The following is a 22782-nucleotide window of genomic DNA, read 5'->3' on the forward strand; positions in this document are numbered from 1 at the left end:
GCAGCAAGCGGAGGATCATGCGGGCTTTACGGCCCGGACGGGGGCCGGTTGTGCCCATACGGCTTGTACGGTCGCTCCTGACAGACTGCAACAGCATATATAATATACTATATTGCATTGCTTTTACCACCTGCTATGAAAAAACGTTACTCACTCTTGGTCAGCGCCCTGCTGCCCGTCACCGGCGTTATGGCTCAGGGAGTAGGCATCGGCATCGGCAACGCAGCGCCGGCCCCCACAGCCGTGCTGGAAGTGGCTTCCACTACCAAGGGCATGCTCGTGCCGCGCCTGACCAGCGCCCAGCGCATGGCCATCAGCAGCCCAGCCTTGGGCCTGCTGGTGTACCAAACCGACGGGGCGCAACCGGGCTTTTACTACAACGCCAGCGCCACCGCCACGGCCAACTGGCTGTGGCTGCCCGACAAAGCATCGGCCGGCGACAACCTGGGCGACCACACGGCCACGGCCGGGCTTAAGCTGGCGGGGCATACCCTCTCCAACAACGGCACCGGCGGCATCAGCGTCACCGACGCGGGCCACGTGACGGTGACCGGCAACAGCAGCGTGACCGGCGCCTTGAGCGTGGGCACGAGCGCCGCCGCCAGCACCGCCGCACTGGAAATCAGCAGTACCAGCAAGGGCCTACTGTTTCCGCGCATGACCCAGGCCCAGCGCACCGGCATTGCCAGCCCGGCCGAGGGCCTGGTCGTCTACCAGACCGATGGCACGCCCGGCCTGTACCAGCGCCTGTCCAACGCCTGGGCTTCGCTGGGCACGTTTAATCAGGAAAGCAAGGCCGAAATCGCGGCTCCCACGACCAACGCCACCTTGGCGCCGGGTGCCACCACCGTGGTGTACATCAACAACGGCAGCACCGCCACCAACGGCACCGTGACGCTGACTACGGGCACCGAAGGCCAGCGCCTGGTGGTGGTCAACAACGACGCGCAGTACCTGCCGGTGACGTCGGCCAGCGGTACGGGCAACATCCTGCCCGGCTATGCGGTCCGCTTTATTTATACGGTCGGGGCCTGGCGCCGCGAATCGTAGCGCGCCTGACCGTTCGGACCCCGCTTTCTTATGGCACACGCTTCATCTTTTCCGACGACGCGCCGCTCGTGGCTACAGCGGCTGCAGGGCTGGCTGCGCCCGGCCGCGACTACCGGGCCGGCCCCGGCCTTTGCGCCCCGGCGTATGGCCTTCGGCGCCGGCGGCGGCGGCACGCCTTACATCGGCGAAATAGCCATTTTCGCGGGCACCTTCGCCCCGGCCGGCTGGGCTTTCTGCGACGGCAGCCTGCTCCAAATCAGCGAGTATGACGCCCTTTTTCAGCTCATTGGCATCACCTACGGCGGCGACGGGCAGCAGACTTTCGCCGTGCCCGACCTGCGCGGCCGGGCGCCGTTGCATAGCGGCAACAGCCAAGGCCCCGGCCTTAGCCGTTCGTACCCGCTGGGCGAACGGGCCGGCACGGAGGACGTGACGCTGTCCCTGCAGCAGATTCCGGCGCACACGCACGTGCCGGCGGTCAGCACCCTGCCGGGCACGACGAACTCCCCGGTCGGCGCCATCCCCGCCGACGGCGGCAACGGCTCGGCCCAGTACACCCCGGACACCGACAGCCTGGTGAAGCAGCCGGCGCAGGCGCTGGCCCCGGTGGGCGGCTCACAGCCGCACACCAACATGCAGCCTTACGTGGTGGTCAACTACATCATTTCCTTGTTTGGGGTCTTTCCGTCCCAATAGCCTTCCGCGCGTATGCATTCCACCTCTGACCTGTCCGGCCCGGCGGCGTCGCGCCGCGGCTGGCTAAAAAGCCTGGGCGGCCTGCTGACCGGCGGGCTACTGCTCGGCAAAAGCAGCCCGGCCCAGGCCGCGCCGCTGTCGACCAACAACACCACCGTGTTTTTGGGGGAAATCATGATGATTTCCTGGGGCTTCGCGCCCAGCGGCTGGGCTTTCTGCAACGGGCAGCTGCTGCCCATCAATCAGAACCAGGCTTTGTTCGCGCTGCTGGGCACCATGTACGGCGGCAATGGGCAGACCAATTTCGCATTGCCCGACCTGCGCGGACGCATCCCGGTTTCCTACGACAACAGCAACTACATCCTGGGCCAGCGCGGCGGCGCGGAGAGCCACACGCTCACCATAAACGAGCTGGTGCCGCACCTGCACGGCTTCAAAAGCAGCACCGACGTCGGCAGCCTGTCGGTTTCGGGTACGACTACCCCGGCCGTAACCCACCGGTACCTGGCCGACAGCGGCGGGGGTGCCCCGCAGTACGGCTTCAGCCCCAACGCCGGCATGGCCACTACCGGCGCCAACGGCAATGCCGTCAACGTCTCGACCAGTGTGGGGGGCAGCCAGCCGCACAACAACATGCAGCCCTACCAGTGCATCAACTTCGTTATTGCCCTGCGAGGCATCTTTCCCTCTCCGAACTAGCCGTGCCCTCCTCACCCACTTCACCCGGCGTGCCCCAGCCCACGCGCCGGAGTCTGCTCAAACGCCTGTCGGGCCTGCTGGCAGGCAGCTTCCTGGCTGGGCCGCTACAGGCGGTGTTGGGGCGCGGCACCCCGGCCGCGGCCGCCCCCCTCACCAGCAACGACCCCTACGTGGGCGAAATCATTCTGGCCGCCTTCAACTTCGCGCCCAGAGGCTACGCCCGCTGCGACGGGCAGCTGATACCGATTACCCAGAACACGGCCCTGTTTGCCCTCCTGGGCACCAACTACGGCGGCGACGGCCGCACGAACTTTGCCCTGCCCAACCTGAACGGCTGCGTGCCCATCGGGGCCGGGCAGGGGGCAGGCCTGACAAACCGCCTGCTGGGCGAAACCGGCGGCGTGGCGGCAGTGCCACTGCTGGCCTCGGAAATACCGGCCCACACGCATTCCCTGGAGCTGACGTACAGCACGGGCCCGGGCACCACTGGCTCGCCCGCCGGGGCCTTTCTGGCCAGCAATGCCTCCGGCCTGCCGCAGTACGCCACCAGCAGCGCCGGCTTCACTGCCACCGGTTCCACGGGCGAGGCGCTGCCCCACAACAACCTGCAGCCTTACCAGGCCCTGGCCTTCTACATTGCCCTGCAGGGTGTATTTCCGCCGCGCCCCTAACTTCAGGCCCCACCTGCTGCGTATGGTATTGGCCGCTGGTTTTCCGGCGGCCAAACTTTTTTCTGCCCAAAACGCTTTAGGTTTGCGCCCAGATAAGAATGATTCCTATCTGCTCATTCCGCTCTCCACTTTACTTTCCCGATAATGGCCGTCACGAAAGCGACTGACACCGATTTTCAACAACTCCTCCAGCAGCACGACAAGGTGGTGGTGAAGTACTACGCCGACTGGTGCGGCAACTGCCGCCTCTTCACGCCCAAGTTCAAGCGCCTTTCCGAGGCCGAAGGCAACGCCGACGTGGCCTTCCTCGACGTCAACGCCGAAAACAGCCCCGAGGCCCGCAAAGCCGCCAACGTGACGAACCTGCCCTTCTTCGCCGTCTTCAAGAACGGCCAGCTCGTGGACACCGTCGCGGCCAGCAAGGAAGAGGCGGTGGCTTCGCTGATCGACAAAATCCGCTAATCCGCTACGCCATGAAAATTCCGGCCATCAAGCGCCTGGTGGAAAACCAGAGCATGCAGGACCTGCTCGAAGCCGAGGAGGCCCTGCTCGACGAGCGTCGTCCGTCCTTCGAGGTGGAAGGCGCCGACGAGGGCGAGCAACTAACCCACGTGTTTGCCGCCCTTTGGATCCTGAACCACATGAAGGACCACAACGTGGAGTTTACCACGGCTCTGCGAGAGTACACCAAAAAGGTCCGCGTCTCGATCAGCTAAATGACCTAAATGGCCGAATGGTTAAATGGCTGGTCGTTCTGAACTGCACACGTCAGAACGACCAGCCATTTAACCATTCGGCCATTTGAGTTTACATCCGCGCGAAGTGGGTGGCGGCGGCCTGAATACCCTCTTCCGTGCAGAGGCCGCGGATGTAGTACAGGTACACGCTGCGGAAAACCTCGGCGATGTTGTAGCGGCTGGGCGGAAATATCTGCTCGTTGAGCATCATGTTCAGCTGCTCGATGATGATTTTGCTGACCAAGCCAATGTTGATGTCGCCCCGCATCAGCCTCTGGCGGACGCCTTCGTTCAGCAAGCCCTGGATTTGGGGATAGGAGTACGAGGCCAAGTGCTGCTGGCCGACTTCCCAGACCTCGGGATAGTGCTGGATCAGATCGGCGAAGTACGTGGGCGCCTTCACCTGCTGCAAGTCGCGGATGCCCATTTCCAGCAGCCCGAGCAAGCGGCCAACGGGGTTCGGCACTTGGGCAAACAGCTCGGCGTGTTCCCGCTTTTGCCGCTCGATGTCGTGCAGGGTGGTTTCCAGCACCAAGTCGTGCTTGCCGTCGAACATTTCACGGAAGGTGGCAAGCGAAATGTTCAGCGCGGCAATGATCTGCTCCAGCGACTGGCTTTCAATGCCCTCGCGCATGAACAGCTCTCGGGCTTCATCGAGCAACGTATCGCGTAAGGTTCGGTTCATAAGCGGGCTGGGGAAGATGTAGCGGCAGCCCGAAAATTAGCCGATTACCCAGCCTAATCCAAAAAAGAAGAGCAGCTGCAGCATGTACACGAAGGGCACCAGGGGATTGCGCCCGGGCGCTACCTGGCTGCGGTTCAGGTACACCTGCAGAATCAGCGACAGCGCAAACCACGCTTTGAAATTTTGCATCGGTATCACGTCGGCAAACCAGCGCCACCAGCCAAAGTGCACCGCCACAGGCTCGATGCAGAGGTCCATGCCCACCATCAGGCCGGCCGCGATGAGCGCCCGCCCAAAGCCCGGCAACGGCAGGCGCTGCGCCAGTCCGCCCGCGATGTACGTCAAGATCAGCCAGTTCAGCCCGATGATAATGGGCACCTCGAGCAGCCGCGGCCCCATGGTGGTGCCGTAGGTGTAGCTGCCGAAGATGACCCCGGTCTGCACGCCCATCACTTCCACGCCGTAGCCCACCAGCATCACTGTAAGGGCAAACCAGCCGAACATGGGCGCGGGGCTGTGGCGGTCGAAGCCCAGCAGCAGCGCCGCGGTGAGCAGCAGCGTGAGCGGCATGAATTGCAGGTAGAAGCTTGGATCCTGCGAAAAGCCCAGGCCCACAAACCCCGTGGTGTAAAACAGCAGCAGCACGAACTGCGCCAGCCGCAGGCGGCGCGGCGAGGGCGACGAAGCCGCCGGGGGCGCTATGGGCGCGGTCAGTTGATCGGATTGAGGCATAGGAGGGAATTAAAAATTGAGAATTAAAAATTAAAAATGGGTCGGGCACATTCCCCAGCCACTAGCAGAACCTGGGCAGTCGGAACTGGAACGAACGATTCTTAATCGTTAATCCTTCATTTTTTAATTGATTAAGTCAGCGACGATTTGGGCGGACAACAGGCAGAGCGGAATGCCGCCGCCGGGATGCACCGAGCCGCCGCAAAAGTACAGGCCTTCGAGCCGGCGGGAAAAATTCGGGTGCCGCAGGAAAGCCGCCAGCATGGTGTTGGACGAGCTGCCGTAGAGCGCGCCGCCATACGAGGAAGTATCGGCGGCAATGCCCGGCGGCGTCCAGGTGCGCTCGGCCCGGATCAAAGGGGCAACGTCGACGCCCAGGGCTTGGTTCAGGCGGCGCAGCACGGCGGCGCGGGCGTGGTGCTGCAGCGCCTCCCAATCCTGGCCTTCGTCGTGGGGCACGTTCACCATCACAAACCAGTTTTCGTGGCCCGCCGGGGCGTCGTCCGGGGTTTTCTTGGAGGTGATGTTCACGTACACCGTTACATCGTCGGCCAAGGCTTTGTCGCGGAAAATGGCCTCGAACTCGCGCCGGTAATCCTGGGAGAAGAAGATGTTGTGCAGGCCCAGCTCGGGAAATTCGCGCCCGATACCCCAGTAGAAAATCAGGGCGGAAGAGGAACGCGGCTGGGCCAGGGTGCGCTCCGGAGCGGGCTCGTGGGGCAGCAGGCGGCGGTAGGTGGGCACCACGTCCATGTTGCTGACCACCACGCCGAAGTCGTACACGTCGTGCGGGGTACGCACGCCGGTCACGCGGCCGCCGGCGGTCAGGATTTCCTCCACCGGCTCTTGGTAGCGGAACGTCACGCCCAGCTCTTCGGCCAGCCGCACCAGGCTGCGGGCAATGCTGTAGATGCCGCCTTCGGGGTAGTAGGCGCCCAGGCCGTGCTCCAGGTGCGGAATCAGCGAGAGGGTGGCCGGGGCCTGGTAGGGGTCGGAGCCGTTGTAGGTGGCGAAGCGGTCGAAAAGCTGCTGGGCGCGGGCATCCCGCGGAAAAGCGCGCGCGTGCCGAGCATGCATGGTGCTGAGCAGGCCCAGGCGCGGCATTTCGGCCACGGCCCGCAGCGTGTCGCGGCTTAGGTAGCTCTGCGGGCGGTGCAGGGATTTGTGCAGGAAGGTGGGCGCGGTGGCCTCGTAGGCGCGCCGGGAAGTGTGCAGGAAGCGGCGCACGTCGGCGGCGGGCACGCCCAACTGCTGCTCTACTTCGGCCGCAAACCGCTGCTCGTCGGCCCAGGCGGTGAGGCGGGTGCCGTCGGCGAAAAAGTACTGCGTGATGGGGTCCAGCCGCTCGTAGCGAAAGTAGTTCTGCGGGTCGCGCTGGGCCGCGCGGAACAGCTCGTCGACGAGGCCGGGCAGCGTAAACAGCGAGGGGCCCGCGTCGAAACGGTAGCCGCCGGGCAAGTCGAACTGGTGCATCTTCCCGCCGAAGGAGTCGCGGCCCTCGAACACCGTTACGGCGTGGCCCTGGGCGGCCAGGCGCACGGCCGTGGCAATGCCGCCGATGCCGGCGCCTACCACGGCGACGGGTTGTTTCAGGGAAGAGGCTTGGCGCAGCTTGCGGCCGGCGGGCAAAACGGACATGTGGGGGCGGCTGAGGGAGAGGTAAGTAAACCGCAAACGCAGGCGACAGTTCACGGCCTTACGGCCCTCCGCCTGCCATACGCTCGTAGCGTCGGCGGGTTGGCCGGGCCGGATCGACGTAGACGGCGTAGGTGCTGCCGAGCATCATGCCCCGGTCGTGGCCCAATAAGGCAGCTACCCGGCTATCCGAAGCAGGGTGGGGCGGGCGGTTCCAGCCAACTAGTTGCCCCCGGCGGCCGTAGCTTGGCCGCAGCTCCTCCCTGCGCCCCTCTGCTATGATCTTCTTCGGCACCAAAGCCAGCCTAGCCGGCACCCGCCCTATGCCCGGCGTGACTTGCGTCAACTGCGGCCACAACGCGCTGGCCGCAGCCGTGTACTCGCGGTATTTCCACATCTACTGGATACCCACCTTTCCCTTCACGCGCAAAGGCATGTCGGTCTGCTCGTTTTGCAAACAGGCGCTGGAGCCTGCCGAAATGCCGGCCGATTACCGGGCCCCGTTCGAGGCAGCCAAAGCCACCGTGGGTTTGCCACTCAAGCACTTTACCGGCCTTTTTATCATCGGCGCACTGGTGCTCGTCTTGGGCCTGACCGCCCTATTCAAGTCCTGATAAGTTTGAATTAGCCCCGAACGCACCATGGCTTTCCGCCGCTGGGGCCGGTAGCAGCGCGTTGGCGCCTTAGTCCACGGCCAGCACCAGGCCCTTCAGGTACTCGCCTTCGGGGTGGAACAGGCTCACCGGGTGGTCGGCGGGCTGGGTGAGGCGGTGCAGGATGCGGGCCGGGCGGCCGGCCTCGATGGCGGCGGCCATGATGGCACCCTCAAACAGCTCCATGCTCACCACCTGCGAACAGCTGAAGGTGAACAGCAGCCCACCGGGGGCAATCCGCTTGATGCCGGCCACGTTCAGGCGCTTGTAGCCCATCAGCGCGTTGTGGCGGGCCGAAAGGTGCTTGGCAAAGGCCGGCGGGTCGAGCACGATGAGGTCGTACTGGTTGTGGCGGTCCTTGAGGAACGTGAACACGTCCTGGGCATAGGCCTCGTGCTTGTCTTGCAGGCCCGTCAGCTCGGCGTTGCGGTTGGTCAGCTCGATGGCCTTCTTGCTGGAGTCGACGGAGTGCACCAGCTCGGCGCCGGCCTGCAGGGCGTACACCGAGAAGCCGCCGGTGTAGCAGAAGGTGTTCAGCACGCGGCGGCCGGGGGCATAGCGCGCGAGCAGGGCGCGGTTGTCGCGCTGGTCGATGAAAAAGCCGGTTTTCTGACCCGTTTCCCAATCGACGGCGAAGCGGTGGCCGTTTTCCTCCACCACGTGCTCCTGGCCGCTGCTCTGGCCCAGCAGGTAGTCGTTCTGGGCGCCGGGCGCGGCCTTCTGGGGCACGGTTTCGCTGCTCTTGTCGTAGATGGCGCGCAGGCTGGGTACCGCCTGCTGCAGCGCGGCGGCAATGGCTTCGCGGGCCTGGTACATGCCCGCGCTGTGGGCCTGCACCACGGCCACGTCGCCGTACACGTCGATGATGAGGCCGGGCACGCCGTCGCCCTCGGCGTGCACGAGGCGGTACACGTTGGTCTGGCCCTGGCCGGTCAGGCCCAGGCTATGGCGCAGCTGGTAGGCGTTGCGCAGCTTTTCCACCCAGAAGGCTTCGTCGATCGGCGCGGCGACCGCTTCGCCGAAGGCCAGCATGCGCACGGCAATGGAGCCGGGGGCGTAATGGCCCGCGCCCAGCAGCTCGCCGTTGTGGGCGTGCACCGCCACCACCCGGCCTTCCACCACCTCGCCCTGCATGCGCGCAATGGCGCCCGAAAACACCCAGGGGTGCAGGCGGCGCAGGGATTGGTCTTTACCGGGTTTGAGGAAGATGGCAGCAGCGGACATGGCAACGGGCAAATGGGTACGAACGACAAAGGTACGCACCCCGGCGCGGGCTTGCGTCGGCGGAGTTGCGTACACTCGCAGCATGGACAATCCCATCGACGCCTTGGTTCAGTTGATCAAGGGCAAGCACAAAGCCGACATCCTTATTTTCCTGAACCCGCAGCCGCGCCGCTTCAGCGACGTGCGCCGCCACCTCGGCGCGGCGGTCAGCGAGCGAATCCTGACCAAGCAGCTGCGCGAACTGGAAGCGGCCGGGCTGGTGCAGCGGCGGGTATTTCCGGAGGTACCGCCGCGGGTCGAGTACAGCCTTACCCCGCACGGGTACACGTTTTGCCCAGTGCTCAAGCAAATGTGGCACTGGGGCCGCGGCCACCTGCGGCCGGAAATTCGGGCGGCCGTGAGTTCGAATTAACCGCCTGCCCGCGCTGCGCGCCCAAAACTTCCCCGAGTGTAAGTAGCCCGCCGCGGCTGTGCGCTCTTGCCCGGGGCCAGTTTGCCGACGTCCTTCGCGGTCTGAACTATTCTTTTTCTGATGAGTACCCCCACTGCTTCCGCCGTCGAAATCCTGCCTTACCAGCCCGAGCACCAGGCGGCGTTCCGCGACCTGAACCACGAGTGGATAACCCATTACTTCACCCTGGAGGACCTGGACCGGCGCATGCTCGACGATCCGCAGGGCTACATTCTGGATCAGGGCGGGTACATCTTCATGGCTCGCCACGCGGGGCAGTTGGTGGGCACCTGCGCCCTGATACGGGAGCACGACGGCGTATACGAGCTGGCCAAGATGGCCGTGACGCCCCGCGCGCAGGGCCTGGGCATCGGCTGGCGGCTGGGTCAGGCCGCTATCGATCATGCCCGCCAGATCGGGGCCCGCGAAATCGAGCTGCTCTCGAACCGCCGGCTGGCCCCGGCCCTCGCGCTGTACCGCAAGCTGGGCTTCGTGGAGGCGCCGCTAAACCCTTCGGAGTACCAGCGGGCCGACATTCGCATGGTGCTGCCGCTACGCTAGCCGCGTTCAGGGCCGGCCGAAGTAGCGCCGGTAAATGGGCCGCCGCCAGGCAAACTGCGCCCACACCACGGGGTAGGCCAGCCAGTCGAGTAGCCGAAAGGGCGTGCGGTATTCCAGGTCTTCCACGATGACGCAGCCGCCCGCGGGCCCGGCTTCCAGCAGGTGGCGGTGCCGCCAGAAGCGCAGCGGCCCGGGCAGCAGCTGCCCCTCGTCGACGAAGTAGCGGCCGCCCCCGGGCAGCTCGCCGTGCTCGGTGATGAGCGAGGTCCAGCGCCCGAGGCTCACCGGCCCCAGGCGCAGCTCGATGTCGACCACGTCGCCGCGGTGGCAGCCGTCGAAGCGCCACAGGCGCATCCGGGGCAGGGGGGGAGCCAGGTCGAGAAACAGCTGGCGGGTAAAGCCGGCCCAGACGCGGGCGGGCGGCTGGGCAACGGCGGTGCGGAGCATCAGGTGCATACAGGCAAGCAAACCGACCGGGCCGCCGTTTAGTTGAGTACAAGCCGCGGAAAGGGCGTATGTTAAGGCCGCTTTCGCATCCTGCCCGCCCCTCTGCCCATGCTGCACGCCGACCTCCTGCCGGGCCGCACCCTGCTTGCCGACGACGGCCGCGAGTACCTGTTCTGCAGCGGCACCGGCTACCTGGGCATGGCCCGCAACGCCGACTTCGCTGCCCTGCTGGCCGAGGGCATAGCCCGCTACGGCACCAACTACGGCTCGTCGCGCAACAGCTCCCTGCGCCTGCGCATCTACGAGGAAGCCGAAGCCTACCTGGCCGCCTACGTGGCCATGCCCGCGGCCTTGACGGTGTCGTCGGGCTACCTGGCCGGGCAGATGGCGGTGAAGACCCTGGCCCGCGCCGGCCGCTTCGAGTACGCGCCCGGCACGCATCCGGCGGCCTGGCTGACCGAGCTTCCGGCCCCGGCGGCCTCTTCGCGCTCTTTTGCCGACTGGGCCCAACACCTGCTGCGCCGCCTGCGCCACGAAACGCCCGCGCCGGTCGTCATCGTGGCCAATTCCCTGGACCCGCTACGCGCGCAGCGCTACGACTTCGGCTGGACGCAGGAGCTGCCCACCGACCGCCCCGTCACGCTGCTGCTCGACGATTCGCACGGCCTGGGCGTCATCGGTCCCGACGGGGCGGGCATTCGGGCCGAGGTGCAAGTGCCGTCCAGCGTGCGGTTGGTCATCGTCAGCTCCCTGGGCAAGGCCTGCGGCATTCCGGGCGGCGTGGTGCTGGCCGATGCGGGCTTCGTGCAGGAGCTGCGGCGCAGCGCGTTTTTCGGGGCCTCTTCGCCGGTGGTGCCGGCTTACCTGCACGCCTTCGTGCACGCCGGCGAGCTGTACCGGCGGGCGCGGGCGCAGCTCAAGGCCAACGCCCGGCAATTCGCGGAAGCCACCGCCGGGTTGGGGCTGTTTCAATCGGCCCCCGGCCTTCCGGTGTTCTACACCCCGGCCAACGAGCTGGCCGCGTTCATGCAGCAGCGCGGCGTGCTGCTCTCCAGCTTTCCGTACCCGGCACCCACCGATGCGTGCCTCACGCGGGTGGTGCTGTCGGCGCTGCATACTTCCGCCGACGTGGCCCACGTGGCTGCCCTGGCCGCCGAGTTCGGGGCAGCCCGCACCTAAGCCCCGCGCAGAAACGTCAGTAATGCTTGCGTCAGCTCGGCCGGCCGCTCTTCGGGAATGAAATGGCCGCAGTCCAGCAACACCATCTGTGCTTGCGGCAACAGTTGCTGCCAATGTCCCAGGTCGGCTTCGGTGAGGAACGGGTCTTGGCGGCCCCAAACGAGCAGTGCGGGTTTGCCTACCAAGACCGGCAGCTCTTGCCGCCGCGCCTCGTACCAATCGGAAGCGCGCAGCAGCCACTGGCCCAGCCGCAACGGCCCGTGCCGGTCGGCGCGGCGGGCAAATGGCTGCAGGTAGTGTTGATGCAGGGCTGGCGTAAGTACGCGCTTGTCGCCGAAGCCCTGGCGCAGCAGCACCCGAGGGGAGAAGTTCAGGCCCAGGTACAGCCAACGGCCTAGCCAGCTGTGCAGCAGCCGGTCGGCCTGCCGGGCCTGTGGGTGGGCCGAGGCGTCCCAGAGCCAGGTATTGAGCACCACCAGCCGCTGCACGCGCTCGGGGTGCTCGGCGGCGAAGCCTAAGCCGACGGGCCCGCCGAAATCATGCACAACCAAGGTTATCCGCCCTAGCCCAAGGTGGTCGAGCAGGCGCCGCAGGTTTTCGGCGTGGCGGCGCGGGTGGTAGTCCCAGTCGGCGGGCTTATCAGAAAGGCCAAAGCCCAGGTTGTCGGCGGCCACGCAGCGGTAGTGCGGTGCCAGGGCCCGTATTTGCCGGCGGTACAGCCACGACCACGTTGGGGTGCCGTGCACGAACACCACCGCCTCGCCCTGGCCTTCGTCGACGTAATGCAGCCGCCCGGCGGGCGTGGTCAGGTAATGGCTGGCGAAGGGGTACGCGCACACGTCGAGCCAGTTGGGGGCGGCCGCGGCGGAAACTTGGGTGGGGACGGTGTGCATGGCGGTTGGTCGTTTGGGTTGACGCCTCAAAGCTGCCCCGGCCACCGTCCGCAATTCTTGGTCTGCGCCAAGATTTTCGGTCTCAGACCGCCATCTGATTCAGCAACTTGCTGAAATTGGTGGCATCCATGCCCAGGTAAGAAGCCAGGTGCTTGTGCGGCACGGCGTTGAGCAGGTGCGGGCTGCGGAGCAGAAACCGCCGAAACCGCTCCGGCATGGAGCAGGTCAGCAGTTCCGTGTGCCGCTGTAGTACGCCCACCAGCACCTGCTCGGTAAGCTTGCGCAGCAGCCGCTCCAGGTGCGGGCAGGTCAGCAGCAGTTCATCGAAGGGCTCGTAAGGCACCCGCAGCAGGCGGCTGGGCGTAATGCATTCCAGAAAGTGGGGCGAGGGCTGCCGCGTCAGCACGGTCTCGGGTATGCCCGTCACCGAGGGCGGGTAAGTGAAGGCCAGCGTGTGCTCCTTGCCATCGAGCAGGTGGTAGCTGCGCTGAATGCCCGCCAGCACGAAGTATAGGTGCCGCCCCACTTCCCCGGCCCGGGTGATAAACTCGCGTCGCCCGAACTGCACCTCCTGGCACAGCGGCAGCAGCCGGGCCAGCTCCTCGTCGGGCAGGGGGTGAATGTGGCGCAGGAAAGCGGCGAGTAATTCGTTATTTGAGGCCATGGTTACGCTGCCTGTTGTTATTGCCGTTTGCGCCACGCTGCTGGACGCCCGTTCTCCGCAAGCTACCACCCCCGACGCGGAAATTACACGCATCCGCCAGCACTACACCAGTACGCGCCAAGCCCTGCCTACCCTGCGCAAACGCACCATAGATGTCATGGATTGGTCGACGGAGGGCGGCACCGCTACCGGCTACTTCCGGCAGCAGGAACTGCGCCTCGTGGAAGCCGCCATCTACGGCGAAATGGGGCAGAGCCACACCGAGTACTACTTTGTCGGTGGCAAGCTCATCTTCGTGCTGGAGCGCGAGCGGCATTACGCTTTTCATGTGCACCAGCGCCCGTCGCTGCAAGGCGCTACCACCAGTACTCAGCGCTACTACTTCAGTGGCGGCCATCTCATCCGCTGGCTAAATAGCTGGCAGGAGCCGGTGGTAGCTACCGGGCCTGAGCGGCTTCAAAAACAGCAACAGCTCCTGGCCGAAGCCCAGGAGCTGCAACAACGTTTGGCCGGGGCCGGGCGCTAGCCCAGCAGCTCCTCGATGTCCTCCTTGGTGAGGCTCTTGATGATGGCCTCGTCGGTGGTAATTAGATCCGACACCAGTTGAATCTTGCGGTTCTGCAGGGCCAGGATTTTTTCCTCCACCGTGCCCTTGGTGATGAACTTGTAGGTGAACACCGTGCGCTCCTGTCCGATGCGGTGGGCGCGGTCCACGGCCTGGGCCTCCACGGCCGGGTTCCACCACGGGTCGAGGATGAACACGTAGTCGGCGGCGGTCAGGTTCAGGCCCACGCCGCCGGCTTTCAGGCTGATCAGGAACACGCGCAAGTCCTCGGTTTCCTGGAAGCGGGCTACTTCCCGGGCCCGGTCGCGGGTGTTGCCGTCGAGGTAGGCGTATTCGATTTGCTTTTCGTCCAGCGCGTGCCGCACGATTTCCAGATGCTTCACGAACTGACTAAACACCAGCACCTTGTGCCCCTCGGCCACCACGCCCCGGATCATGCGCACCACCTCGCGCAGCTTGCCCGACTCGTGCTCGTAGGCTTCGTCGGCCATCTTGGGGTGGTTGGCAATCTGGCGCAGCTTGGTCAGGCCCTGCAGCAGCATAAACTGGGTGCTGGCCGTGCCGTGCTCCTCGATGCTCTGCAGAATCTTGTTGCGGTAGTAGCTCTTGGTTTCCTCGTAGCAGCTGAGCTGCTCCTCGGTCATGCGGCAATAGCTCAGGTTCTCAATCTTGGCCGGCAGCTCGGTGGCCACCTGGGCCTTGTGGCGGCGCAGGATAAAGGGTTTGATGAGCGCGTGCAGGCGGCGCGTCTTCACTTCGTCCTTTTCCTTTTCGATGGGCTTGAGGAACTCCTTGCGGAAGAACGCCTGGGAGCCGAGCAGGCCGGGGTTGATGAACGACATCTGCGACCAGAGGTCCATGGTGCTGTTCTCCACCGGCGTGCCCGTCAGGATGAGGCGGTGGCGCGAGTGCAGGTGCCGCACGGCCTGCGAGGTCGTCGACGACGGGTTCTTGATGGCCTGCGACTCGTCGAGGATGACGTAGTCGAACTTGTAGCTTTTGAGCAGCTCCGCGTCGAGGCGCACGATGCCGTAGGAGGTCAGGATCAGGTCGTAGTCGGCAAACTGCTCCACGTTTTTGTCGCGGTAAGTGCCGGTGTAGGTCAGCACGCGCAGGCCGGGCGTAAACTTCTGGGCTTCGTTCAGCCAGTTGTACACCAGGGAGGTGGGCATCACCAGCAGCGACGCCGCGCCGCCCGCCGCGCCGCTTTCCTTGCGCTGCAGCAGCATGGCCAGCGTCTGCACGGTCTTGCCCAAGCCCATGTCGTCGGCCAGGCAGCCGCCGAAGTGGTAGTCCTGCACAAAGTGCAGCCAGTTGTAGCCCGCCTGCTGGTACGGGCGCAGCGCCCCCTTGAAGCCCGCCGGCAGGGGCCGGTCTTCCACCACCTCAAAGCCGCGCAGGCGCTCCAGCTTCCGGCTCATCGTGACGGTGGCCAGGTTGCCGTTTTCCAGGTCCGATACCAGCGCTACGTGGTGCTTCTTGAGCGTGAGCGTGTGGTGGTGCTCGTCGGAGAAGGCAAACAGCTCCAGGTACTGCGTAAACCACTCCTCCGGGATGATGGCAATCTGTCCGTTGGGCAGCTTGAACTCGTGGCGCTTCTGCAGGATGTAGGGCCGCAGCTTCACGAAAGGAATTTCAAACTCCCCGAAGCGCACCGTCCCGTTGATGTCGAACCAGTCGTTGTTTTCGGTGATGCCCACCTTCACGGTGACCGTACCGATAAAGTAGTCCTTGCCCGAGTTGGAGCCCTGCTGCACCGTGAAGCCCAGGCGCGCCAGCTCCTCGGCGTGCGAGTGCAGCCACTTGAACGCAGTGGCTTTTTCGAGCACGGCGCGGCCGTTGCGCACTTCCAGCGCCCGGTCCTGCAGCTCCCGGATAAATACCTGCTCGTTTTCCAGGTCGCGGATCAGGCGATGGAACACGTAGGAGTCCGAGGTCTTTTCCAGCTGCACGCTCACGCGCTTGTCGTGGTTGCGCACGATGTGGTTGCCGTACTGGAAGGCCACGTCGAAATGAATCTGCTCGGCATTGGCGTCGGCCACGCTCACGCTGCGCCGGCCGGTTTCCTCGGCCTCGTACGCGATGCTGCCGCCGGCGGGCACGTCGGAGAAGATCAGGTGCGGCTTGGCCTGGTAGCGCTCCGAGCGAATGTCGAAGCCGCGGGCGTGCACGTCGAACGACTCCACCAGGGGCGCCACAAAGCGCTGGTAGTAGCTGTCTTCGACCTGCCGCGGAATAATGATGAACTTCTTCGAGAGGAAAGGCTGCAGCTTTTTACCGTCCACCTCGTTGCGGAAGTTGTGGAGCACCCCGTCGAGGAGCATCCAGGCGGGCTGGCAGCACACCATCACCGCGTCGCGCTGCTGGAAGTCCAGCTTCTGCCCGCGGTACTGAATGGTGGGGAAGTAATGGGTATTCTCGGGGTTGCGGCGGAAGTGAAACAGCACCGAGGCCGGCTCCGGCGCCACCTGAATTTCCTTCCAGGTCGGCTCGCCGTCTTTGCCCATGATAAACACGAGCTTGCCCTGCAGGCGCTGCAGAATCTGGCCCATGCGCACCTGTACGTAGTTGCTAATGCGCTCCTGCAGGGATTTGTCGCCCTTCTCCGCGTCGTAATGCTTCAGGAAAAAGTCGGCCGGCGTGGTTTTCTTCGGCCAGAATTCCTTGATGACCGCGTCCTGCTGGATCTGGTCGGTCAGCGCAATCAGTTCGAAATCTTTCTCGTCGAGGCCGTCGGCAAACTCCGCGGCGTTCATGGCCGACACGTTCTGGTGCTGCAGCGTCAGCTGGCCCTTGGGGCTCAGCTGCACCACGTAAGACTCAAACAGATAGCCCAAGTACTCGTGCGCGAGCAGCGAGTAAACTATTTGAAAAGGCTGTGCGGTAGAAACCTTCATGGCAGCAGCAACAAAAGCAACGTCGAAAGTAGGAACAAATGCTAAAATGTCGATTGTTTCCGAAAAAGTAAAATAAATTCTATTAATAATTATATATAGTCCATAAAGAGTTGATTCCCACGCGGTAAAAGCAGATTACGCTCGGGGCAATTACCAGCAAACACCCCTGAAGGTTGCGTTTTGCGCGGCTGAAAATCGGTTTTTAGCCCAACTACAGGTTTTCGCGCAGGTCGATTTGGGGCGCGTTCAGCGCGGGCCGGATGGATACGGCAATGGTAATGAGCACAATGGCAATGCCGACCCAGAGGATGTCGGATACCTGCATCTTTACCGGATAAGAATCAACCACACTGGTGGCCATGCCCATCGACACCAGCCCGAAGCGCTGCTGCAGCCAGCAGATGCTGATGCCGAGCGAGAGACCGACGACGGCGCCCACCTGGGCCACGATGGCGCCTTCCATCAAGAACACGCGCCGGATGATGTTGGGCGTGGCGCCCATGGCCATCAGAATGGCCACGTCCTTCCGCTTGTCGATGACCAGCATCGAGAGCGAGAAGAAGATGTTGAGCGAGGCGATGAGCAGGATGAAGGCGAAGGTGATGAAGACGAACATCTTTTCCACCTTGATGGCCTTGAGCAGGGACACGTGCTGCTCGTCGGAGTCGAGCACGGCAAAGCCGGGGCCGAGCACCTGCTTGAGCTCGGCCTTGGTGTCGTCGAAAGAGCGGTTGCCGCCCACTTTCACTTCCAGGGCGGTGCGCCGGTTGTCGTAGCGCAGCAGGCGCTGGGCGAAAGCCAGGGGCACGAAGATGTAGCTGTCGTCGACGTGCTGCTCGATGGCGAAGACGCCGCCGGCCATGATGGGCTCTTGGTTGAAGGCGTTTTCGGGGTTGATGCTCAGGGTACGCTTACCGGGCGTGTTGCGCGGGTACAGCAGCTGCAGGGGCGAAAAGCGGTTTTCCAGCGCGATGCTCAGCTCGTGCTGTACGCCCGCCCCGATCAGGGCAAAGTCCTCGCCGTTGCGGCGCAACTCGTGCGAGCCATCCACGATGGCCGAGTCAATCTCGCTCTGCTGGTAGTAGTTCTCGGATACGCCCTTGAGCTTCACCACCATTTGCCGCTCGTGGTAGCGCAGCAGGGCGTTGTCTTCAATCACTTCCGTGACGAGCTGCACGCCGGGCACGGCGCGCACGCGGCCCAGCAGGAACGCGTCGACGGGAAATGACTTGCCCTGCACGGCCGTGATTTTCAGGTCCGGGTCCGATTTGCCGTAGAGCGAGCGAACGAGGTCCTCCAGCCCGTTGAACACCGACAGCACAATGATCAGTGCCATCGTGCCCACGGCCACCCCGATCATCGAGATGTTGGAGATGATGCTGATGATGTTGCGCTTCTTCTTGGAGCGGAAGTAACGCCAGGCTATCAGGAAGGGAACGTTCACGCCTCAGTGAATGAGTTGGTGAGGTGGATGGGCTTGCTCGGCAGTGGCATGGGCGCTTTTACGGATTTCGACGAGAACGGACGTCTTTTCGCCTGACTCGGTTCCTAAATCGGCCGGGCCGATGCCCGGCGGCCCGAAATACCTTCCCAGCGGCCCGCTTCAGCTTATTTCCAGGCCTTCACAATCAGGCCGGTGCCGGAGTCGTGGCGCGTGGTGCTGTCCAGCCAGTTCAGCAGGAGGCAGATGGGGAAGGTCAGGAGGTAGTAGAAGGGCAGCAGCACGAAGAAGGCCTTCGACATGCCCAGCATCAGGATGGGGTACTTCATGGAGAGGCGCCACGAAATCTGACCCGGCAGGCCGTAGCTGTACTTGGCCTCGATGCGGTCGAAGCCGGCTTTGCGCAGCTTCTGCTGAATCTCGTCGATGTTGTAGCCGTCGCGCACGTGCTCCTCGATGAAGGAGGCGTCGTCGGCGCCGTGCACGTCGGAGCCGCCTTGGTCCGAGGGCGTGCTGATGATGAGCATGCCGCCGTCCTTGAGCGAAGCGTGCAGGTTGGTCATCACCTCCACGTCTTCCAGGATGTGCTCCATCACGTCGATGCTCAGGGCCAGGTCGAAGGAGTTGGGCTGCTGGTAGAGCACCAGGTCCTGCACGGCAAACTGCACGTTGGTGCGCCCGATCTGCCGGAAGAAATTGTTGGAGTCGGCCACCTGCTCGTCCTTCACATCCACGGCCAGGATCTGCCACTTCCGGCTCATGCCCGATAGCCAGTAGGTGTACTGGCCGTAGCCGGCCCCGGCGTCGAGGATGTTCTGGGGCTCGTCGCGGCGGCCCTGCGCCCACTGGCGCAGCTCGCGGTGCACGTGCCAGGTGCGCAGCAGCAGCAGGTCGAGCAGGTTATAAAACAGCCGGCGCAGCCAGGGCGTGCGGTTGAACACGTTGCCCAGGGAGCGTTTGATCGGGTCGTAGTGCAAGGGAAGGAAATGGTGAGATAGTGAAATGGAGAGGTGGTGAGTTTGATGGTCGGGAGTCCGGCACCGCGCATTTCGCGCTAGTAGAACGACACTCGCCACCTCACCACCTCACCGCTTAGTCTTCGTCGGCGAAGAGGCGGGGGCGCTGGGGCTTGTCTTCGTCCTCGGGCGGCGGGGGCGGGATGTTCAGGTCCGAAATGACTTTGTCCATGCGCGTGGCGTAGGCCGCCGAGTCGTCGAGGAAGAAGCGCAGGTCGGGCACCACGCGCATCTGGTTGCGCACGCGCTTGGCCAGGGCAAAGCGGATTTCCTTGGTGTTGTCCTGAATCAGCTGCACTTGCTCCTGCGGGTTCTGGGCCAGCAGCACGCTCAGGTACACGCTGGCCACGCCCAGGTCGGGGCTGACGCGCAGGGCGGTGATGCTCGGCGGCAGGGTGCCGCCGAACAGGTGCGGCATATCGCGCCGGAACACTTCGGCCAGCTCTTTAGTAAGCAGGCTGGCGAATTTCTGCTGTCGTTTGCTATCCATAGAATGCGCAAAGGTAAAGGAGGTTGAGAGTTATTGGGTTTAGGGGCTTCGGAGTTAGCGCGTTTTTGAGCTAATGGGTTAGACAGGACCGACGGCCGGGCCCTGAAACGGCCCCTGGCCGGGCGGGTGGCCCCCAGTATAATGCGCAGGCAGCAGCAGGGGGCACTACCTTTGAATTGAAGTTGAGGCGCCTGACCGAAGACGACCCAGAAACGGTCTACCTTCTGAACACCGAAACTTCTCAACGCCTAACTGCCTTCCCTTGCTTGAGTTTTTTCGAAGTACGCTGCCCACGCGCCTGGTAGTGCTGCTGCTGCTCACCCTGGGCCTGCGCCTGCCGCTGCTGTGGCTGGGCGAGGTACCGCTGACGCTGGCCGAGCTACGCGGCTGGGTGGTGGGCGAGCGGTTGCACGCCGGCGCCCAGCTCTACCGCGAGGTGTACGACCACACCGCCCCGCTGGCCGCCGCCGTGTACGCGCTGCTCGACGTGGCGCTGCCGCGCTCCTGGTTTCTGTACCGCCTGCTGGCCCTGGCGCTGGTGCTTACCCAGGCCCTGCGCCTGAACGTGGTGCTGAACCGCTACAACGTGCACCCCGAGCGCGGCTACCTCACGGCCCTGACCTACTTGCTGCTGGCCAGCGTGTCGGCCGAGCTGGACACGCTTTCCCCGCTGCTGATGGGTCAGACGTTTGTGGTGTTTGCCCTGAGCGCCCTGCTGCCCACCTCGCGCGAGGGCTACGACAGCAGCCGCCTGTTTCGGGCGGGCTTTCTGCTGGGCGTTGCCGCGCTGTGCTACCTGCCCCTGGCCTGGCTGCTGCTGCTGGGGTTGTTTGCCGTTATCAGCTTCGCCGCCAACACCTTCCGCAGCTTTCTGCTGCTGCTCTGCGGCTTTGCCTTCCCGTACGCGGCCGTGGCCACGTTCTTCCTGTACTCGGATGCGCTGCCCCTGTTTCGGCAGCTGCACCTGGAACCCATGCTGAACTGGGCCGCCGGGGCCGATGCGCTGCCGCGCCCGCTGCAGCTGGGCCTGCTGGTGCTGCCCGGCGTGGTGGTGCTGCTGGCCCTGCTGCGCATGTTCACCGCTTCGCTGGGCCTGGTGCTGCAGGTGAAGTTTCAGCAGCTGATGCTCGTCTGGCTGGCCGTGGCGCTGGTTATCGGGGCGGCGCTGCGCGTTTCGGCGCCGGGGCTGCTGGCGGTGCTGCTGCCGCCGGCCGCGTACTTCGGCCTGTTTCTGTGGCAGCGCACGCGCCGCGTGTGGGTCGCTGAGGTGCTGCTGCTCGCCGTGATTGGGGCGGTGGTGGTGGTGCGCTACCGCACGGTGCTGGCCCTGGATCAGGTGCTGCACCTGCCGGCCGAAGCGCGGTACGCTGCCCGCCCCGAGCCGCGCTACGCCGGCCTGCAGGGCCAGCAGGTACTGGTGCTGGGCGCCGGCCGCGGCGTGTACGTGCAGAATTACGCCGCCACGCCCTACGTGGACTGGCCGCTGGCCAAGCGCGACTTTGGCCGCCTCAACGAGTACGAAACCATCGTCCGCCTCGCCCGGAACCTGCCCCACCCGCCGCCTTACCTCATCGATGAAGCCGGCTTGCTGCCCGAGCTGCGCTACAAGCTCCCCGGCGTCTTCGGCCGCTACGAGCGCACCGAAACGCCCCGGGTGTTCCGGCTCAGCGGTGAGGTGGTGAAATAGTGAAATGGTGAGTTTGGCGTGCTGACCGCGCGCAAAAAGCAAACGGCCCCGGCAACACAGGTTGCCGGGGCCGTTTGCTTTTTGCATTGTGCCTGTGGAGGCAGAAGACGGCGTCGTGTGAACGTCGACTCACCACCTCACCACTTAGCAGGCGTCAATCTTGCCCACGCGGGTCTGGTGGCGGCCGCCTTCGAAGGCAGTGGTCAGAAAATCTGTGGTAATCTGCTTGGCCGCGTCTTCGCTCACGTAGCGGGCCGGCAGGCAGAGCACGTTGGCGTTGTTGTGCTGCCGGGCCAGGGCGGCCAGCTCGGGCAACCAGGCAATGGCGGCGCGCACGCCCTGGTGCTTGTTGGCGGTGATGCACACCCCGTTGGCCGAGCCGCAGATCAGGATGCCCTGCGCAAACTCGCCGGCGGCCACGGCGGCGGCCAGCGGGTGGGCGAAATCGGGGTAGTCAGCCGAGTCAGCCGAGTGCGTCCCGAAGTCTTTCACGTCGTAGCCCTGCTCCGTGAGCCAGGGCTTCAGCAGTTCCTTGTAAGCAAAGCCGGCGTGGTCGGAGCCGATGGCAAGAGGGGTCATGTCTGGAATGTGGTTGAATGTGTTGGAATGTGCGGAATGTGAAAAATGGACTAAAAGGAAAATGTGCCGAGGCACCTTAACCGTTCTATCGGCTCAAGCACTTCAGCACATTTGTCACATTCAACCACATTTCACATCAAGCGTCAGGCGACGCCGTGGTTGTCGGCCAGCTCCTGGTTGAGGCGGCTCACATCCTTGCGGCGCACCACGCGGGCGATGTTGATGCTCAGCTCGTAGAGCAGCAGAATCGGGATGGTGACGATGATCTGCGCCGACACGTCGGGCGGGGTGATGACGGCGGCCACCACCAGAATGACCACAATGGCGTGCTTGCGGTAGATGCGCATGATTTCGGGCGTGATCAGCCCGGCCTTGGCCAAGAAGAACACAATCATGGGCAGCTCGAACACGAACGCGCACGAAAGCGACATGGTCGTGAGCGTGCTGATGTAGCTCTGCAGGTCGATCTGGTTTTCGATGGAGGCATCCAGCTGGTACGAGGCCAGAAAGTTGATGCTCAGCGGCGCGGCAATGTAGTAGCCGAACAGCAGGCCCAGGATAAACAGCACCGACACGAAAAACACCGCCCCGCGCGAGTTGGCCCGTTCGTGCGGGTACAGCCCGGGCTGCACGAAGCGCCACAGCTCCCAGAACAGGTACGGAAAACCCAGCACCAGCCCCACGATAAACGAGGAGCTGATGTGCATGGACAGCTGGCCGCTCATCTGGCGGTTCTGCAGGTCGAAGGTGGGCTTGTCCATGTGCAGGCCCGGCGCCCCCAGCCACTCGCCCGCGGCATTGAACATGCGGTACGTCCAGAAATCGGCCCGCGAAGGCCCCAAGATCAGGGTGCCAAACAGGAAGTCCTTCGCCAGAAACGCGGCGATGGTAAACACCACGATGGCAATGGCCGCGCGGATAATGTGCCAGCGCAGCGCCTCCAGGTGGTCGATAAAGGACATTTCAGCCCCTTCGGCCGTGGCACGGTTCTGCTGAAATTTTTGGGTAGGAGACTCCAAAGGAGGGGGTGAGTTAATGAAGGTAGGAGGGTAGGAGTTAGCCGGCTTCCAGCGTACGTCAGCGAACAGGTAGCAGGGAGGAAGTACGCATACGGTGGTAAAAACGGATGC

The 22782-nt window shown here is 64.2% G+C and carries 25 protein-coding genes; 12 read left to right on the forward strand and 13 right to left on the reverse strand.

The annotated features are described in order from the left end of the window. Positions 1–135 precede the first annotated feature (135 nt). From ACYVKQ_RS03550 to ACYVKQ_RS03575, 6 genes are all read left to right on the forward strand, one after another. Positions 136–1050: a hypothetical protein gene (locus tag ACYVKQ_RS03550; protein WP_460575683.1), complete on the forward strand. Its 915-nt coding sequence runs from the start codon at positions 136–138 to the stop codon at positions 1048–1050. 30 nt (positions 1051–1080) lie between these two features. Next, positions 1081–1746: a phage tail protein gene (locus tag ACYVKQ_RS03555; protein WP_460575685.1), complete on the forward strand. Its 666-nt coding sequence runs from the start codon at positions 1081–1083 to the stop codon at positions 1744–1746. Positions 1747–1758: 12 nt separating this feature from the next. Then, positions 1759–2445, forward strand: coding sequence for a phage tail protein (locus ACYVKQ_RS03560; RefSeq protein WP_460575687.1), 687 nt, complete (start codon positions 1759–1761; stop codon positions 2443–2445). A 2-nt stretch (positions 2446–2447) separates the two neighbouring features. Further along, on the forward strand, positions 2448–3116 hold the full coding sequence (locus ACYVKQ_RS03565) for a phage tail protein (RefSeq protein ID WP_460575689.1): 669 nt from the start codon (positions 2448–2450) through the stop codon (positions 3114–3116). Positions 3117–3260: 144 nt separating this feature from the next. Beyond that, the gene (locus ACYVKQ_RS03570) at positions 3261–3578 is read left to right on the forward strand and encodes a thioredoxin family protein (RefSeq protein WP_460575691.1); all 318 of its coding nucleotides are present in this window, start codon (positions 3261–3263) and stop codon (positions 3576–3578) included. An 11-nt stretch (positions 3579–3589) separates the two neighbouring features. After that, positions 3590–3832 carry a DUF6952 family protein gene (locus ACYVKQ_RS03575; RefSeq protein ID WP_460575692.1) on the forward strand — a complete coding sequence of 81 codons (243 nt, stop codon included), beginning with the start codon at positions 3590–3592 and terminating at the stop codon, positions 3830–3832. 91 nt (positions 3833–3923) lie between these two features. Here the strand turns inward: ACYVKQ_RS03575 and ACYVKQ_RS03580 are convergent, their stop codons facing one another. From ACYVKQ_RS03580 to crtD, 3 genes are all read right to left on the reverse strand, one after another. Next, a complete protein-coding gene (locus tag ACYVKQ_RS03580; RefSeq protein WP_460575693.1) occupies positions 3924–4538 on the reverse strand; it encodes a TetR/AcrR family transcriptional regulator in 615 nt (204 codons plus the stop codon). A gap of 36 nt (positions 4539–4574) precedes the next feature. Next, positions 4575–5270 (reverse strand): carotenoid biosynthesis protein, encoded by a 696-nt coding sequence (locus ACYVKQ_RS03585; RefSeq protein WP_460575694.1) that lies wholly within the window; start codon positions 5268–5270, stop codon positions 4575–4577. Positions 5271–5393: 123 nt separating this feature from the next. After that, positions 5394–6908 carry a 1-hydroxycarotenoid 3,4-desaturase CrtD gene (gene crtD, locus ACYVKQ_RS03590; RefSeq protein ID WP_460575695.1) on the reverse strand — a complete coding sequence of 505 codons (1515 nt, stop codon included), beginning with the start codon at positions 6906–6908 and terminating at the stop codon, positions 5394–5396. 275 nt (positions 6909–7183) lie between these two features. Here crtD and ACYVKQ_RS03595 point away from each other — a divergent pair, with 275 nt between their 5' ends. Then, positions 7184–7519, forward strand: coding sequence for a zinc ribbon domain-containing protein (locus tag ACYVKQ_RS03595; protein WP_460575697.1), 336 nt, complete (start codon positions 7184–7186; stop codon positions 7517–7519). 69 nt (positions 7520–7588) lie between these two features. Here the strand turns inward: ACYVKQ_RS03595 and ACYVKQ_RS03600 are convergent, their stop codons facing one another. After that, a complete protein-coding gene (locus ACYVKQ_RS03600) occupies positions 7589–8782 on the reverse strand; it encodes a class I SAM-dependent rRNA methyltransferase (protein ID WP_460575699.1) in 1194 nt (397 codons plus the stop codon). Positions 8783–8864: 82 nt separating this feature from the next. On the opposite strand from ACYVKQ_RS03600, the gene ACYVKQ_RS03605 reads away from it, so the two are divergent. Then, positions 8865–9194 carry a winged helix-turn-helix transcriptional regulator gene (locus ACYVKQ_RS03605; RefSeq protein ID WP_460575701.1) on the forward strand — a complete coding sequence of 110 codons (330 nt, stop codon included), beginning with the start codon at positions 8865–8867 and terminating at the stop codon, positions 9192–9194. 120 nt (positions 9195–9314) lie between these two features. Then, positions 9315–9794, forward strand: a complete 480-nt coding sequence (locus ACYVKQ_RS03610; protein ID WP_460575703.1) for a GNAT family N-acetyltransferase — start codon at positions 9315–9317, stop codon at positions 9792–9794. A gap of 6 nt (positions 9795–9800) precedes the next feature. Here the strand turns inward: ACYVKQ_RS03610 and ACYVKQ_RS03615 are convergent, their stop codons facing one another. After that, positions 9801–10250, reverse strand: coding sequence for an SRPBCC family protein (locus ACYVKQ_RS03615; protein WP_460575705.1), 450 nt, complete (start codon positions 10248–10250; stop codon positions 9801–9803). A 99-nt stretch (positions 10251–10349) separates the two neighbouring features. Between ACYVKQ_RS03615 and ACYVKQ_RS03620 the strand changes: the two genes are divergently transcribed. Further along, the gene (locus tag ACYVKQ_RS03620) at positions 10350–11420 is read left to right on the forward strand and encodes an aminotransferase class I/II-fold pyridoxal phosphate-dependent enzyme (protein ID WP_460575707.1); all 1071 of its coding nucleotides are present in this window, start codon (positions 10350–10352) and stop codon (positions 11418–11420) included. On the opposite strand, the gene ACYVKQ_RS03625 is transcribed toward ACYVKQ_RS03620, so the two are convergent. Both ACYVKQ_RS03625 and ACYVKQ_RS03630 read right to left on the reverse strand, forming a co-directional pair. Beyond that, entirely contained in the window at positions 11417–12313 is an 897-nt protein-coding gene (locus ACYVKQ_RS03625; RefSeq protein ID WP_460575709.1) for an alpha/beta fold hydrolase, read from the reverse strand. The genes ACYVKQ_RS03620 and ACYVKQ_RS03625 overlap by 4 nt on opposite strands. An 82-nt stretch (positions 12314–12395) precedes the next feature. Continuing rightward, positions 12396–12977 carry a Crp/Fnr family transcriptional regulator gene (locus tag ACYVKQ_RS03630; RefSeq protein ID WP_460575711.1) on the reverse strand — a complete coding sequence of 194 codons (582 nt, stop codon included), beginning with the start codon at positions 12975–12977 and terminating at the stop codon, positions 12396–12398. Here ACYVKQ_RS03630 and ACYVKQ_RS03635 point away from each other — a divergent pair. Beyond that, a complete protein-coding gene (locus ACYVKQ_RS03635; protein WP_460575713.1) occupies positions 12976–13503 on the forward strand; it encodes a hypothetical protein in 528 nt (175 codons plus the stop codon). The genes ACYVKQ_RS03630 and ACYVKQ_RS03635 overlap by 2 nt on opposite strands. On the opposite strand, the gene ACYVKQ_RS03640 is transcribed toward ACYVKQ_RS03635, so the two are convergent. The 4 genes from ACYVKQ_RS03640 to ACYVKQ_RS03655 all read right to left on the reverse strand — a co-directional run bounded on the left by ACYVKQ_RS03640 (position 13500) and on the right by ACYVKQ_RS03655 (position 19386). Further along, the gene (locus ACYVKQ_RS03640; RefSeq protein WP_460575715.1) at positions 13500–16439 is read right to left on the reverse strand and encodes a DEAD/DEAH box helicase; all 2940 of its coding nucleotides are present in this window, start codon (positions 16437–16439) and stop codon (positions 13500–13502) included. The two genes, ACYVKQ_RS03635 and ACYVKQ_RS03640, sit on opposite strands and share 4 nt — an antisense overlap. 211 nt (positions 16440–16650) lie before the next feature. Next, entirely contained in the window at positions 16651–17883 is a 1233-nt protein-coding gene (locus ACYVKQ_RS03645) for an ABC transporter permease (protein WP_460575718.1), read from the reverse strand. 164 nt (positions 17884–18047) lie between these two features. Further along, positions 18048–18857, reverse strand: coding sequence for a class I SAM-dependent methyltransferase (locus ACYVKQ_RS03650; RefSeq protein WP_460575720.1), 810 nt, complete (start codon positions 18855–18857; stop codon positions 18048–18050). Positions 18858–18972: 115 nt separating this feature from the next. After that, positions 18973–19386 (reverse strand): ribosome-binding factor A, encoded by a 414-nt coding sequence (locus tag ACYVKQ_RS03655; RefSeq protein WP_460575722.1) that lies wholly within the window; start codon positions 19384–19386, stop codon positions 18973–18975. 262 nt (positions 19387–19648) lie between these two features. On the opposite strand from ACYVKQ_RS03655, the gene ACYVKQ_RS03660 reads away from it, so the two are divergent. Then, the gene (locus ACYVKQ_RS03660; RefSeq protein WP_460575724.1) at positions 19649–21073 is read left to right on the forward strand and encodes a hypothetical protein; all 1425 of its coding nucleotides are present in this window, start codon (positions 19649–19651) and stop codon (positions 21071–21073) included. A gap of 144 nt (positions 21074–21217) precedes the next feature. Here the strand turns inward: ACYVKQ_RS03660 and rpiB are convergent, their stop codons facing one another. Continuing rightward, the gene (gene rpiB / locus ACYVKQ_RS03665) at positions 21218–21652 is read right to left on the reverse strand and encodes an RpiB/LacA/LacB family sugar-phosphate isomerase (protein ID WP_460575726.1); all 435 of its coding nucleotides are present in this window, start codon (positions 21650–21652) and stop codon (positions 21218–21220) included. Positions 21653–21795: 143 nt separating this feature from the next. Continuing rightward, positions 21796–22614, reverse strand: coding sequence for a twin-arginine translocase subunit TatC (gene tatC, locus ACYVKQ_RS03670; RefSeq protein ID WP_460576064.1), 819 nt, complete (start codon positions 22612–22614; stop codon positions 21796–21798). Between the last annotated feature and the right edge of the window lie 168 nt (positions 22615–22782).

It is taken from the genome of Hymenobacter coalescens (genome assembly GCF_054783195.1).

What these genes read in the sequence shown, in the direction of transcription:
- ACYVKQ_RS03570 (WP_460575691.1), top strand. Translation starts at nt 3,261, where the DNA reads ATGGCCGTCACGAAAGCGACTGACACCGATTTTCAACAACTCCTCCAG.
- ACYVKQ_RS03585 (WP_460575694.1), bottom strand. Translation starts at nt 5,270, where the DNA reads ATGCCTCAATCCGATCAACTGACCGCGCCCATAGCGCCCCCGGCGGCT.
- crtD (WP_460575695.1), bottom strand. Translation starts at nt 6,908, where the DNA reads ATGTCCGTTTTGCCCGCCGGCCGCAAGCTGCGCCAAGCCTCTTCCCTG.
- ACYVKQ_RS03550 (WP_460575683.1), top strand. Translation starts at nt 136, where the DNA reads ATGAAAAAACGTTACTCACTCTTGGTCAGCGCCCTGCTGCCCGTCACC.
- ACYVKQ_RS03600 (WP_460575699.1), bottom strand. Translation starts at nt 8,782, where the DNA reads ATGTCCGCTGCTGCCATCTTCCTCAAACCCGGTAAAGACCAATCCCTG.
- ACYVKQ_RS03605 (WP_460575701.1), top strand. Translation starts at nt 8,865, where the DNA reads ATGGACAATCCCATCGACGCCTTGGTTCAGTTGATCAAGGGCAAGCAC.
- ACYVKQ_RS03580 (WP_460575693.1), bottom strand. Translation starts at nt 4,538, where the DNA reads ATGAACCGAACCTTACGCGATACGTTGCTCGATGAAGCCCGAGAGCTG.
- ACYVKQ_RS03630 (WP_460575711.1), bottom strand. Translation starts at nt 12,977, where the DNA reads ATGGCCTCAAATAACGAATTACTCGCCGCTTTCCTGCGCCACATTCAC.
- ACYVKQ_RS03615 (WP_460575705.1), bottom strand. Translation starts at nt 10,250, where the DNA reads ATGCACCTGATGCTCCGCACCGCCGTTGCCCAGCCGCCCGCCCGCGTC.
- ACYVKQ_RS03640 (WP_460575715.1), bottom strand. Translation starts at nt 16,439, where the DNA reads ATGAAGGTTTCTACCGCACAGCCTTTTCAAATAGTTTACTCGCTGCTC.
- ACYVKQ_RS03560 (WP_460575687.1), top strand. Translation starts at nt 1,759, where the DNA reads ATGCATTCCACCTCTGACCTGTCCGGCCCGGCGGCGTCGCGCCGCGGC.
- rpiB (WP_460575726.1), bottom strand. Translation starts at nt 21,652, where the DNA reads ATGACCCCTCTTGCCATCGGCTCCGACCACGCCGGCTTTGCTTACAAG.
- ACYVKQ_RS03625 (WP_460575709.1), bottom strand. Translation starts at nt 12,313, where the DNA reads ATGCACACCGTCCCCACCCAAGTTTCCGCCGCGGCCGCCCCCAACTGG.
- tatC (WP_460576064.1), bottom strand. Translation starts at nt 22,614, where the DNA reads ATGTCCTTTATCGACCACCTGGAGGCGCTGCGCTGGCACATTATCCGC.
- ACYVKQ_RS03610 (WP_460575703.1), top strand. Translation starts at nt 9,315, where the DNA reads ATGAGTACCCCCACTGCTTCCGCCGTCGAAATCCTGCCTTACCAGCCC.
- ACYVKQ_RS03655 (WP_460575722.1), bottom strand. Translation starts at nt 19,386, where the DNA reads ATGGATAGCAAACGACAGCAGAAATTCGCCAGCCTGCTTACTAAAGAG.
- ACYVKQ_RS03620 (WP_460575707.1), top strand. Translation starts at nt 10,350, where the DNA reads ATGCTGCACGCCGACCTCCTGCCGGGCCGCACCCTGCTTGCCGACGAC.
- ACYVKQ_RS03595 (WP_460575697.1), top strand. Translation starts at nt 7,184, where the DNA reads ATGATCTTCTTCGGCACCAAAGCCAGCCTAGCCGGCACCCGCCCTATG.
- ACYVKQ_RS03555 (WP_460575685.1), top strand. Translation starts at nt 1,081, where the DNA reads ATGGCACACGCTTCATCTTTTCCGACGACGCGCCGCTCGTGGCTACAG.
- ACYVKQ_RS03575 (WP_460575692.1), top strand. Translation starts at nt 3,590, where the DNA reads ATGAAAATTCCGGCCATCAAGCGCCTGGTGGAAAACCAGAGCATGCAG.
- ACYVKQ_RS03635 (WP_460575713.1), top strand. Translation starts at nt 12,976, where the DNA reads ATGGTTACGCTGCCTGTTGTTATTGCCGTTTGCGCCACGCTGCTGGAC.